Source organism: Pelagicoccus mobilis (assembly GCF_016595505.1).
Lineage (GTDB): Bacteria > Verrucomicrobiota > Verrucomicrobiia > Opitutales > Opitutaceae > Pelagicoccus > Pelagicoccus mobilis.
This window is the reverse complement of sequence record NZ_JAENIL010000015.1, coordinates 122,444-136,571: the sequence shown is the minus strand read 5'-3', so window position 1 is coordinate 136,571 and position 14,128 is coordinate 122,444. Positions and strand designations below refer to the sequence as shown.

At 50.4% G+C, this 14,128-nt stretch carries 6 protein-coding genes; all 6 read left to right on the top strand.

The features are described from left to right. The coding region (locus JIN87_RS10000) for a right-handed parallel beta-helix repeat-containing protein (RefSeq protein WP_234033330.1) at positions 1-2,013 on the top strand (2,013 nt) is incomplete at its 5' end. A 94-nt stretch (positions 2,014-2,107) separates the two neighbouring features. Then, on the top strand, positions 2,108-4,105 hold the full coding sequence (locus tag JIN87_RS09995) for a polysaccharide deacetylase family protein (protein WP_200355412.1): 1,998 nt from the start codon (positions 2,108-2,110) through the stop codon (positions 4,103-4,105). A 171-nt stretch (positions 4,106-4,276) separates the two neighbouring features. Then, positions 4,277-6,616 carry a TonB-dependent siderophore receptor gene (locus JIN87_RS09990; RefSeq protein WP_200355411.1) on the top strand — a complete coding sequence of 780 codons (2,340 nt, stop codon included), beginning with the start codon at positions 4,277-4,279 and terminating at the stop codon, positions 6,614-6,616. A gap of 406 nt (positions 6,617-7,022) precedes the next feature. Then, complete coding sequence (locus JIN87_RS09985; RefSeq protein ID WP_200355410.1) at positions 7,023-9,290, top strand: TonB-dependent siderophore receptor; 2,268 nt, start codon at positions 7,023-7,025, stop codon at positions 9,288-9,290. A gap of 228 nt (positions 9,291-9,518) precedes the next feature. Beyond that, positions 9,519-9,722 carry a histidine kinase dimerization/phospho-acceptor domain-containing protein gene (locus JIN87_RS29040; RefSeq protein ID WP_378924190.1) on the top strand — a complete coding sequence of 68 codons (204 nt, stop codon included), beginning with the start codon at positions 9,519-9,521 and terminating at the stop codon, positions 9,720-9,722. A gap of 68 nt (positions 9,723-9,790) precedes the next feature. Beyond that, positions 9,791-14,104 (top strand): family 78 glycoside hydrolase catalytic domain, encoded by a 4,314-nt coding sequence (locus tag JIN87_RS09975; RefSeq protein ID WP_200355408.1) that lies wholly within the window; start codon positions 9,791-9,793, stop codon positions 14,102-14,104. Positions 14,105-14,128: the final 24 nt, after the last annotated feature.

Genomic DNA, 14,128 nt, shown 5'->3' with positions numbered 1-14,128 from the left:
AACATAGACGGTACAGGCGAAATGTTCAACAACCGCGATGTACACATCACCAATTGCTATTTCGAAAACATGAACGAAATGTGGGGTGAGAATGGTGACATTCTCGGTCTACCCATCGATGAGCTCTCCTGGGGGGCGGGAATTTGGCTGGGTGGCACGATTCCTTCTTTGCTCCCCCCGGAAGGTTATTCGCCATCGGAACAGTCCTTGCTCCTCGATGATTTTTCAGTGACCCACTGCGGTTTCCAGGATGTGGATACAGGCTTGGGAACCGGTTTCTACTATCCGCGCCCCTACCGTAGTCGTTTCACGAACTTCCGTTTTGAGGATTCTTGGGTGACGGGCTGCGTGAATGGGTCGTTTGCTCTTTTTTCTGTAGATGGTGGTCATGCTAAGCGGATCGACACATGGGTTGGTGGCACTGTGGAATACAATTCCGGTACTACCGGTGGTTTTGTTCAGGACTGTAAGAACTTCCTGATCGAAGATTGCCAGTTTGGCGGAAATATACGCCCAGGGAAGAGTCACGATGGGGTTGGCTTTGACATCGAGGGACACTGTGAAAACGTGACTGTGCGAGATTGCGTGGTACACGACAACGACGGCGGCGGTCTTCTCGTTTTGAATACAGGTGGCTGGAATGAGGGGCTATTGATTGAGCGTACGACTTTTTGGAACAACGCTCGTAATCCTAAGGCGGATCCGGGAATGGCAGTTACCGACAATGCGGAACTAAGGTATGCGGGTGGAGCCCCGAATCCCAGTTTTTATGGACGCCTTTCAAACGTGGGTATCTATCGGGGTGATGGTGTTGGAAAGGGAACACCGAGGTACTACGATGTTACTGGGAATTGGGTAAGAGACTTTTCGCCGACAGACGTACGTATTGATCAGACATGGGCTGACGTGAGTGATCGTGTGCTGGACTGGAGTTTTGATACCTCGCTAGAAGGGTGGGGAGATGCGAATCAGTGGGATGGCCTATCCGTGGATCAAGGGGCGATTGTTGGGCAATCGGCTGGGGCAGACTCGTATATCAGTAGTGCGGATACGTGGGTTAATACACGGGACATTCGTTGGGTGAAGGTTCGGATGAGCTCGACGAAAGGAAAGGTGGCTCAGGTGTTTTACCAGACCGAAACGGAGCCCTGGTTCTCTGGTGATAAAATGGTGGCGTTTGAGGTTGTGGACGATGGGCAATTGCGTGATTACATTGTGGATTTAGATCAGGTTGAGACCTACCGAGGCGTCGTTACCAAGTGGCGGCTGGATCCTACGCTCGAAGTGGGTTCGGAATTGAGAATTGACGCTTTTGAAGCCGGGAGAGAAGCCTATGTGAGTTCTCTCGAGATTGTTTCACCGAACCAGCTTAAGCTTAGGTTTAATCAGGCGGTGCATCTTACGGGTGGTGTGTTAGACGCTTCAAGTTATGTGCTAAAGGGCGACGGTGTGGGAACCTTGGCGGAACATCCTAATTCAGTGACCATGTTATCAACGGATAATGGACCGGTTTACCAGCTTGATTGGGAGGGTGGTTCCATTGGGGCTTCGGGCGAGACCTTCTTGAGGATTCAGATGATCAGGGATCCACATGGGAATGTTTCGAGTCGAGATGTTGAAGTGGTAGGGGACGCGGATTCGGATGCGTTGCCTGATGCCTGGGAATTTGTCTACGGTCTGGACGTGCACGATCCATTGGATGCGAAAATGGATTCGGATGGAGATGGACTGTCCAATCTCGAGGAGTTCTGGAGTAGCACGAACCCGTTGGATGCGTTTTCACGATTTGCCATTGTCGAGTCGACGTTTACACCTGATGGAAAGGTCCAGCTGAATTGGCTTTCCGAACCTGGAATGAGATATCGCCTGGAAACGAGCGTAAACCTCGTGGACTGGGTGCAGGAGGGGGAATGGCTCACTGCTAGTCAATCTGAGATGTCAAGGGCACTTGATGCGGCAGAAGCACCGTTATTTGTGCGGATAAGAGCGGCAAAACCAAGCCGAACGGAGTGAGGCTTTGCTACAACAATGTTTATCGATTTGGGCGGAAATTTCGTAAGGTTAGAGATATCAAATTTTGAATATGTTTCATCGGAAGAATTCAAAGATGTTCGCGTTTTTTATGGCGCTTGGTAACCTCTGTGGAGGTGTTTGGGCTGACGAGCCTCTAGGCAGTCAGTATTTGTTTCCCAAATACGCACAGGAGGTTGCGGTTGAGTACGCAAAGAAAGCGGATGCTGTTAACGCTTCGATCGAGTTAACTCCATTGTACCAAGGTAAGGTTCGTGCGATTTCGTGCCGTTGGGACGACAATAGCTACAGCAATATGCCGGTGAGGGAGCTGCTGGACGAGTACGGCGTGAAGGCGACCTGGTACTTGAATTCCAATTCTATCTTTTATCTCAATGGCTCGGACTATCGCCCGACAGCTAAGGGACTTTTGGAGAATGGTCACTCGATTGGCGGACATGGCTACAACCACCCGTATATCGGTTATACGAATCGCAACCGGATGTTCCGCGAGATGGCGGAGGTGCGGATCGAGTGGGAGTCGGAGTTGGATATCGGACTGAACTCCTATGCGTTCTCGTTTGTGAATTTTAAGAACGTCCTAGAGGGGCCTCTCAATCAGCAGGATATCATTCGCTGCCTAGAGCGGGCAGGGTTTTACCACTCTGCGACCTTTAAGCATTTCGATGATCAACAGCCTTCGGATTTACTGCTAAGTATCATCATGCCGCCGGAGAACCAGACGTTTGAGGACTTCAAGAAGGCGGTAGATTGGGCAATGAGCGATCCTTTGCTTATGGAACGTTTCCTATGCGTTTCGCACTCGATGCATGCGTGGTATGGCACGCCGGCAGTTCATTACGGGCTGGATGAGCTGCGCAAACGGGTGGAGTATCTCAACTCGTTTCAGAATAATTGGCAGTGCAACCAGAACGAGTATGCTGCCTATCGCTATCAGGCTTTGCATACGACATTTGAGAAGCGGAAGCGAAAGGGGAAGAAGGTGACTTTTTCGTTGGATCGTCCGGAGGTGTCGTACTTGAACGACGATATTCCGCTTACTCTAGAGCTTGAGGGCGTTTCTACTGAAGGGATTGTTTCGGTTACTGTTGAGGGGCAAAACTACGAGGTTTACGAGAGTTTCGATGGACGTGTCCTCGTGGATCTGCCGCATGGAGCTGGAAGAGCGATGCCTTTGCGCGTCGGTCACATCGACAATGAAGGGAATGTATCGGATCTGGCCGAAGCTGTAAGTGATGCTGATTTTCCAAACACAAAGGCTTTGTTGAGTTTCGATGGAAAATCGCTGCGCCTGCAGTTTGACGCTTCTAAGAACGGGAGTCTGAGTGATGTGAAGATAGCCTATCGTTTGCCGCTTGCCTGGGAGGAGGGGCTTGAGATCCGCGACGTGGCTGAGTTGGATGATGGGCGTTTTGATCTTAGCTGGAAGCCGGGGCTACGGGTTGGGGCGAACAAGTATATGGGCGGTAAGCACTATTTCGTAGCTCAGATTGATTTTAAGAAGGATGGAGCTCCGTCGCGTTTGTTCGCGACTTGCAGCTGGGAGCAGTCGTTTAGCGAATCCTACCCACGAGATCATTTCCTAGTGGTTGGACCTTTTGACACACGTCAGCTCGATATCGAGGGACTTGGTCAAGCGGTTGGCGAAACGGGCGGAAGGCCACCTGTGGAGATCGTATTCAAAGACGGTGCCCGCCGCAGCTGGAAGCTTGCAGGCGGTAGCGAGCGAGTGGCTGCGGATCACTTCGACCCGGAGATCGTCCCGACCTCGGCTGATTGGTATTTAGGCGGCGATCCGCGTGGTTTCATTCTTTACAGCACAGTAGAGAGTTCTGAACAGGTCGACGCTCGTTTGGTCTGCGATATTAAGAGCGTGAAGGCTATCTTTCTTAACGGGAAGAAAGTGAACGCGTCCTCCCTTGATCTGAAGAAGGGGAGTAACCAACTGGTAATCGTGCACGAACATGATCAGTTTGACGGAAGTGGAGAGCATGCCGGGGCCTTCCTAAGACTAGTTTCCAGAAAAAGCGGCAAGCGCTTGGATGACGTACGCTATCTGCGTCCGAGTCTTTAGAGGCGAGTTGAAAAGGGGGAGTGGACGGGCAATATTTCTCGTGGCTGAGTTTCATATTGCGGCCCGAATTGCCAAATTGATCGGGAATCTGCTTGATTTTTAGTGAAAGGAAACGATACCTATGGAGCAGAAACCTATAAATCAAACTACCCCCAAAGAGAATTAACTGCTATGAAGCATATTACGTTTAGGAACCTTTGTGTCGCTGCGGCTTGCTCATCCGCATTCGGATTGTCGAGCCTCATGGCTCAGGAAGGTGATGAAGAGCCGGAAGAAATATTTGAGCTTTCGCCATTCGAGGTCTCGCTTGAAGGGAACGACCGCTATCTTTCGACGAATCAGATTGGCGGCACGCGCTTGCAGACTCCAGTACAAGAGCTACCAATGAGCATCCAGATTGTGCCTGACACTCTGATCAAGGATATGGCGGTGTTCGAGGTGGAGGATGCCGTCCGCTTTGTGAGTGGCGTTTCCTTAAATAAGCGAAATGATCAGGATAGCGGCGGTGAAAATTATATCATTCGCGGATTCAGTACCTCGATGCTCCTGAGGAATGGGATTCCGTTCAACTCATTTACTGAGTCTGTCAATGTCCAGCAGATCGAGGTCGTGAAGGGGCCATCGTCTGTTCTCTACGGAGTAGCGGACCCGGGCGGCTTGATTAATGTCGTTACCAAACGACCACTTTCTACTAAACAAGCCTATTTCACTACTCATGTAAGTAGTTGGGAGAAGTATCGCAGCGAGCTTGATGTTACGGGGCCTCTGCTTCCCGATGGAAAACTTGCCTACCGCTTGATGGGGTCCTATGAGTCCGGAAGCGATTGGCGTGAGTACGTTGACGATGAAAAGACATTTTACGATGGCGTGATTTCCTATCAGCCAAACAAGCGGAACAACTTTGTGCTCGAGTATATGGCGGGGGACCAGAGCCAGCGATCGAACAGTCGCAGAGGGTACCCGTCGGTCAGGCGTCGCGATGGTAGTCGCGTTTTTGCGGATTTAGGAGTCGATTTCGTTTCCAATGCGAGGAACGATTTCCAAGACCTGACTCAGGATCTCTTTGAGGCGACTTGGGAGTCCCAGTGGACACATAATGTCAAAACCCGTCTGGCTTATACCACGACTTCTCGAAATGCCGACAAGTATACCAATGGCGGCAGTACGATCCAGTATCGAGGGGACTTTGGCCCGGATGTCTACGGCGAAACTGACTATTGGTTTATGAATCGCGGGCCTCAGCGTGAGATTTTCGATTTGGATGGTGAGAACATCTACTTCGATTTGCTATCTACGTATAGCATTGGCGAATCTAGGCATACAACGCTTGCGGGAGTCCAGCGCCGGACTGAAAGTACTTCGTTTGCAAACTTCACCTACGATGATGGTGTCATGTGGGATGGCAGCCCAGGACGAGACGATATTGTTGAAACAAGGCCAATTCGATTCTACTACGACGAAGAGAAGGATAACGTGACTGGATACGATCCTACGCAGAGCGAAGAAGATCGCTTTTGGATGCCCGAGTTGGATGAGTTGAGCATGTTGCTTGTCGGCGGCGAGGAAAGGCCGTACGAACGTGAAACTGAATTCACCGGTTTCTTCCTTTCCCATCAGGCTCGATTCCTAGACGACAAGTTGCGATTGATGGGCGGTATCCGCTATGACGAAATGGAGCACCAAAAGAACGACGATTTTGTGTTCTTGGTTGGTTGGGAAGGGTTTGATCTGGCCGAACACACATTCGTCGATTCATGGACTCCGCAGTTGGGGGTCAATTACGAGATTGCTGACGGTCTTTCCTTGTATGTAGCCTACAACGAATCGTTCGTGCCGAATACGCCTCAGTTGGTTAGTGACGGTAACGGAGGTGCCAAGTTGGAGGTCTACGGGCCGCAAGAGGGGGTGGCTCATGAAGCTGGTATCAAGTACGAAGTATTCGATCGAAAGGTCGTGGGGACTTTGGCGGTTTTTCATATCGAAAAATCCAATACGGTAAGCTACAACAAGGGGCGAACTGAGGACGAACCTTGGAATGTGCTCTCTGGTCTATCTCGATCTGAGGGGGTTGAATTGGATGCGGTTTGGTCCCCAAGCAAGAATTGGCAGGCGATTTTCGCCTATGCCTACCATGACGCAAGAGAGGTCGAGAACGACAATATTCCAGGGCAAGTTGGGTATGCGTTGCAGGGAGCGGCTAAAAACAATTTCAGCACTTGGCTCCGCCATCAGCATACGGAAGGCCGTCTGAATGGACTCTCATGGGGGGGAGGTTTTGTCTGGAAGGATGGGCCGATCAACTTGTTTCCGAATTACAAGAACGCCGATCTGACTCAAGGGGACTACGGTGTTGTTGATCTCTTTGTGAGTTATTCTCGAGCCCTGAGCGAGGAAGTGAACATGTCCTGGTCCTTTAACCTGAAGAATGTTACCGATAAGGTTTATATGGACAAGACGGGCTTCTACGCGGATCCGCGTAACTTTACGACTAGCCTCTCTTTGAGTTTCTAATCGCAAACTGCTTATTGAGGCCGAGGTGGAAACTCCGTTTCCATCTCGGCCTTTTTTTTGGTTCATCACCATTCTGCGGGGAGGGGGATGTTCTTCCGTGGGGCTGGCGCTCGCCGCCACGCCGTGTTGCAGGAGTATAAGAACCAAGGTGGATGCGGCATGCCGCAAGCGGCAGCCCTAGAAACGAATTTTTGCACTAAATTTGCTGATGAGCCTTATTTTTGAGGGCAGTATTCGCAGTTGGCATATTACCACCTCGCCAGGTTCTTCATAGGAAACGTTCCTTGTTTCTAAGAAAAACCTTGATATTTTGTCGATCACATTGCTGTTTAGGAAACGATTCCTTAGGGGTCCTTAAGACTAATCAAACTACCTGCTCCAAATTTTACTCCAAATTCTACTCCCTATGAAACGATTACTATTAAGGGAATTATGTGCCGCGGCGGTTGCCTCGTCAGCGTTTGGGCTTCCAAGCCTTGTCGCCCAAGATAGCGATAAACAAGGTCAAGAGGAGCTCTTTGAGCTTTCGCCGTTTGTCGTATCGTTAGAGGATAACGACCGTTATCTTGCGACAAACCAGATGGGGGGGACGCGTTTGCAGACACCGATACAGGAGCTGCCGATGAGTATTCAGATCGTTCCAGAGACCCTCATTAAGGATATGGCAGCGTTTGAAGTTGAGGATGCTGTACGATTCGTAAGCGGGGTCACTCTCAACAACCGCAACGACAAGGACCACGGCGGTGAGAGTTACGTGATTCGAGGCTTTGGAACGGATATGCTGCTTCGTAACGGTATCCCGTTCAATGCGTTCACGGATGCGATTATAGTGCAGCAGATTGAGGTGGTGAAGGGGCCATCCTCGGTATTGTACGGTGTTTCCGATCCTGGTGGTTTGGTGAATACTGTCACCAAGCGTCCGCTTCCGGAGAACTATCGCTATGTAGGGACTCACGTTGGAAGTTGGGATCGTTACCGTGCTGAGTATGATTTTACCGGTCCAATCGATGCTGAGGGGAAACTGGCTTACCGCATGATGGGGTCTTGGGAATCAAGGGGTGACTTCCGAGATTATGTGGACGACGAAAAGGTGTTCAACGACATCATCTTTTCCTACCAACCAAACCGGAAGCATATGGTGCTCTTCGAATATATGGAAGGTCAGGAGAGCAATGTAGCCAATAGTCGTCGCTCCTATCCGGTGCTGCCGACTAGCCCGCGACAGTTTGCGGACCTGGGAATCGATTTTATGGTTGGTGGTCCAAACGACTTTCAGGACCTCGAGCAGGATCTGTTGGATGTCACTCTGGAGTCGCAATGGAATCATGTGTTCAAGTCTCGCGTCGCCTACTCGAAATCTAACCGAAACAACGACAAGTACTCGAATGCTAACACCACCATCAGGGACGGAGTCTTGGTAAAGAACCCGCAGCGGGAGATGTACGACCTTCAGCAGGACAACATCTTCATCGACTTGGTTGCGGATTACGGCATCGGTGAAACAAGGCACACCACTTTGGTAGGTGCTCAGTACCGTACTGATGATTGGGTCTTCTCCAACTTCATTTGGGAAGAGCCAACCCCAGGCGAAATTACCCGGAAGAACGTTTTATTTAACGACCCTGTAAATCCATCCGACTTCGATCCGAATCAGTCATTGGAGGACCGTTACTGGATGCCGCCACTCGATGAGTTGGTATGGGTGACGAATCCCCGCGGGGAAGGGGCGCCTTCGATCCGTGAGGAAACGAGGGAAGGGTATTTCATTTCTCATCAGGCTCGCATGCTCGATGATCGTCTCCGCCTTATGGCGGGCCTGCGGTATGACCTGCTGTCGTATGGAAGAAATGATGACATCTCTGGCCTAGACCAGTTTCCAGATATCGATATAGCCGAGCTCTCTGAGTATTCCCAAACGACTCCGCAATTGGGGTTCAACTACGAGATCAAGGATGGATTGGCATTCTATGCCGGGTACAATGAATCTTTCGTACCCAACACACCTGCTATCGTAGTCGATCTGGAGACGAAGGAAAGTAAGCCGTTTAACCCTGCTCCTCAGGATGGAACAGCCTACGAAGTCGGATTTAAGTATGAGCTTTTCGGTCGTAAGCTCGTTGGTACGTTTGCGGCGTTCAGCATCGAAAAAACGAACGTTGTATCTTACAACAAAGGGTATGATCCGGAGACGGAAGAGCCATTCAGCGTGTCTCCTTTGGCGAGAGCGGAAGGGATTGAATTCGATGCAGTCTGGTCTCCCAATCAGAACTTTCAGGCAATCTTTGCTTACGCTCATCATGATGCGAACGATCTAGACATTGAGACGGGCGAGAAGATTCGAGCTCTTCAGGGCTCTGCAAAAAACAACATCAGCACTTGGGTTAACTATACGTACACCGAAGGTATGTTGAACGGTCTGTCATGGAATGTTGGTTTCGAGTGGAAGGATGGACCGATCTACCTTTTTCCTTCTACAGGTAAAACTCGATTCATTACTCAGGGAGACTACACCTCCTATGACTTTGCTGTCCGTTATTCTCGTCCGATTAACGAGCAGGTTTCCTACACGGTCGCTCTTAATCTGAAGAACGCATTGGACAATGAATACATGGACAAAACTGGTTACTGGGCGGATCCAAGAAATTACAACCTCAGTGTTAGCTTCAACTTCTAGGAGCCGCTATGGAGATCTACATAAACGAAACTGATCCTCGCCTATCCATCGCGAGTACAAACTTTAGGTTCTTATAGTACGGAATCTGTCTACGATTGGGGGCGGAGTGAACGAGATAATCTCACTCCGGCCCCTTTTGTCAGGCCTGGGAGCCTTCCTATGAAGAGCCGCACAAGAGATGGCATGTAACGCGTCTACCAAACCCGAGAGCTGAAGAGACAACCTAGAATGCAAGTCACTATGAATAAACGAATCACTCCAAGAGATAGGAATCTAGCGAGCCACGAACTCTTCACTCCTCTCAACCACATAATCGGCATAGCTCACATACTGTCATTTAGCCGACTTGATGAAGATCAACGGGATCTTGTGGCACGAATCATCGGTGCTGGTGATGAGTTAACCCGAGGAATCCATAAACACTTAGATTAAGCAATCCGGAAAGCCTTTTTGCTGTTCATGACTAGCCAACTTGTCAGGCCGATATCCGTTTTTTTTGAATGAGCTCCATTATCGAATCCATAAAGTTAAGTTTCACAGATATAGACAATGCGCCGGTGATCAACCGTGCTATGGAGTCTCTCTCAGCAGGGGGAGGGGGTACGCTTCGTTTAGCGAAAGGAACCTATTCGATTGGGACACTGTATCTAAAAAGTGACGTCACGTTAAGCTTGGATAAGGGATGTGTTTTGCAGGGGGTCGAGGATTCGGATTTATACGGTGTGATCGATCTAGATCCTCTAGGGGGAAGTGCTGCTGGAAATTCGTATCCAACGAAAAATTACTCTTTGATTATTGGGGAAGATGTTGAAAACTTCCGCATTGAGGGAGAGGGAGAGGTTAGAGGTATCGGGAATGGTCCATTCGGAGGAGGAGCTGCTTCTCAAGCTGGTTTTTGTCCAAATCTCGTTGTTCTCAAGAATTGTAGTGACTTTGAGATTACGAGTCTGTCTCTTCGCTACTCGAGCTATTGGACGCTGCATATGCTGCGTTGTAGCAATGTACTCGTTGATGGTGTCACGATCGAGACACACCCTAGACTGATCGGTGCTTCCGGAATTGATCCCGATGGTTGTCAGAGTGTTAGAATACAAAATTGTCGGGTTCATTCAGCGGATGATCCGTTCACAGTTAAGAGCTCTGAAGGGGATGCCAATCGCAATTTAGTCGTTCAAGATTGTGAGTTTAAGAGCTTCTTTGGTGGAATTAAGATCGGCACGGAATCAGTCGGGGAATTCGAGGATATCCGCATCGAGCGTTGCCGCGTACTGAGCAGTTGGGTCGGCCTCTGTCTATACATGAAGGATGGTGGATCCTTCAAGCGGATCGTATTCCGCGACATTGAGTTTACTACAAGAGCGCCCTTCGCTCTGGTCGTGGATAATACGCCGCGCTTTTACAAGACCTCGAAGCCGGGAGAGATCGAGGGTATCGAATTCCAGAACCTGAACTTCTCCGGTCCTGGGAGAATGCTTCTTGAAGGGTTCGAAGGACACCCGATCCGAAATCTTCGGATGGATAATATCGCCTTCCAAAATACAGGCGAGGTCGATTTGACGACCGCAAAGAAGCCCAATGGATGCGGACTAGTCGAACTCGATCCTGAGAGGGATATTCATGCCAATCGTCCGTACTATATCATCGGTGCTCGTGTAGAGGACTTCCGCATTACTAATGTTCGCATAACGGACAAGGTTGGGCGACTGCCTGATGGAGTCGGTTTTCTCTATCTGCATGGCTGCCAAGCGGGCAATATTGATTTGCACGGTAACTTGAGAACTGGTGCTGCTAGCCATCTGTTGGAGGATGTCTCGGGTGTTAGTTTCGCTTTGAACGGGCAGCCGATTACTCGTGTGGCTGAAAATCTGAACGATCGATTCAGCAAGGAGAAGATGGGGTGGATCTGGACCGGTGAGGAGGTGCCGCCTCGCAACGCGTACATCGGATTCAAGAAGGAGTTCAATTTGCAGAAAGGCGAGAGAGCTCGTTTACGTCTCACTGCGGACTCTCGATATATTCTTTGGGTGAATGGCAAGCGAGCCGGTATCGGCCCTGCTCGCGCATGGCCAGCGCACTGGGAGGTTGACGAGTACGATCTCACCGAGCTTTGCCAGGAAGGTGCGAATCTGATCGCCGTACTCGTACTCGCCTACGGCGAAGGCACGATGCAGTACATCCCGAATGCTCCCGGTATGGCGGCGGCAATCACTATTCGTGACGGCCAGAGTGGCGGAGCGCGCACGCTCTACTCGGACGAGACCTGGCAGTCCAAGGTGTCGCAGGGCTTTGATTCGGGGGCTCCGCGTATGAGTTTGCAAATGGCTTTCGAAGAGCGTTTTGACGCGACCAAGGAAAATGCATGGTGGGAGCCAGGCATGCAGGATTGCGGCTGGAAGGACAGCGAGGCGATTTTGGCCCCGCATCCACGCCTTAGGTTGCGAGAGATTCCGCTTCTTGAATCCGAGGAATGGGCACCAAAGCAGATTACGGATTTCTCAGTGGTGAAACCTTCACGTTACCACTGGACGATCAATCTCCGGGCCTACTGCTGCCCGCATGAGAAACTATCCGCTCCAATCATCTACAAGGGGCATTTGTTCACTCAGATTCATAGCCCGAAGGATCAGGATATCCAGTTCATGCGCCCGCACTGGTACCACCAGGGACCCATGTTCCTCAACGGAGAAGAAATCGGACGCTTGCCAGGTGGTTTCTCCCGTGCGGCGATCAAAGAAAATGCCAAGCTAGTGAAGGGCTGGAATCGCCTGATTATTCCTCTGCCAGACTATTTCCCGAAGGAGGAAGGTGTGGACTATGGCGTGAGCCTTTTTCCTCAGATTTCGATCGATGTCGATACTGAGGAGGCTGTAACTTGGTCGGCGCGTGGCGAGTTAGACGTTCCCGATTTGGAGGCCTTTGCCTTCCTCGGCCCCTTTCGTTACACCGACGAGGAGGCGGAAGAGCTACGCGGCAAAATTCACAGTTTCGTAGTGGCATCTCCACGTGAGTTCGCCCAGGGAGGTACGGTTGAGAACTGCGCCCGCGTGCAGGACGAGGTGAACTCCTGGGAAGCAGGAAGTCCAGTGAATGCAATGGAGGCTTTGTCGGCTTTTGAAGGTGTATACCAAGCGATTGCGGCCAAGGATGCGTTGTGCGACGATGTATTCCTAGCGGCGATTGCGGATACGCCAATCGATCTAGGTGAGACTGTTTTCGATCCTGATTTGAGCGATGCCCATGAGCATGCGTTTGAGATTCCGTCTATAGAAGATGATACTTATGCGCTGCGTTTCCTCGTTGATTTTGGAGACATGGTGGTGGGTGATCATGAGATCGAGATCGACGCTCCCGAAGGAGCCATGATCGATGTGCACAATTTTGAGTTCATCCAGAAGGATGGTCGTCAAAACTATGCTGAGGGTATGAACAATACCTTCCGCTACACCTGTCGTGAAGGTCGCCAGAGCTATCGCAGCGTAGTGCGGCGCGGATTCCAGTACAGCTGGATTATCGTACGCAATGCCAAGAGACCTGTTACCTTCCACAAGATCAGAGCACATTTCGTAGCGTATCCGCAGAAAAATACAGGAAGTTTTTCATGTGATGACCGATTGCTAAATCGCATATGGGAAGTTGGTGCTCACACTTTACGCTGCTGCTCCGAGGATGTATATACGGATTGTCCAACCTACGAACAGGTCTTCTGGGTAGGCGATGGCCGTAACGAGGCTTTGGTTGACTGGATGGTCAACGGCGATCCTCGTCTCTGGTATCGTTGTTTACGTTTGTCGGGGGAAAGCTTGGAGCGCTCTGCAATTATCGAAAGTCATCTTCCAAGCGCGGAGCGAAGTATTCTTCCAGCTTGGGTGTTCTTGTGGATGCGTTCTTGCCGCGAGTATCTACTTTTCACTGGCGACTTCCCAGGTGCGACCAAGCTGTTCCGCTTTGTGCGTCGAAACTTCGAGGGGATTCGTCAGTGTCTAAATGATGACGGTTTATTCGAAATTCATGCGTGGAATATGTTCGATTGGGCTGCTATGGATACGCCCAATGAAGGCGTGGTGACTCATAATAATTGCTTCTTGGTCCTAGCTCTGAACGAAACGGCCGAGTTGGCTGATTGGTTGGGTGAAGGCCATTGGGCTGAGGTTTTCCGAGATCAAGCCAACAAAGTTCGTTTGGCTATCAATTCTCATCTGTGGTCCGACGAAGAGGGGGCGTACATTGACTGTGTGCACAAGGATGGCAAACCGAGTACGGTATTCAGCCAGCAAACACAGACGGTTGCTTTGCGAGCCAATGTTCCTGATACGGTGCAGAGAAGAGGAATGTGCCGCGAAAAGGCTTTCTCTCCACCTGAAAGTTTTGTGAAATCAGGAAGCCCATTTTTCCAGTTTTTCATCTTGGAGATTCTCTCAGAGGAGAAGCAGTATCAGAAGATCTTGGACTCGGTCCGTGAAAACTGGGGCTTCATGATTGAGGAAGGCGCTTCGACTTTCTGGGAAATGTGGTCCTTGCGAACAGGACGTCTAACGCGTAGCCACTGTCATGGATGGTCAGCAGCTCCGACTTATTTCTTGTCGACTGAAGTACTGGGCATTCATCCGGTTTCGCCAGGATTCTCAAGAATCCGTTTCTGTCCGCAATTGGGTGACCTTGAAAAGGCGGAAGGGGCGATTCCGACACCTCATGGTATCCTGAAGGTCGAAGTCTGGAGAGATGGCGATGAAGTGTTTGGCGATCTGGAAGTGCCAGAAGGGATTGATGTTGTTGATACCATTGGGGTAACGCTCGTTGAAAAGGTTCCTCAATAAAGGGGCATCGATAACTGGGGTGAA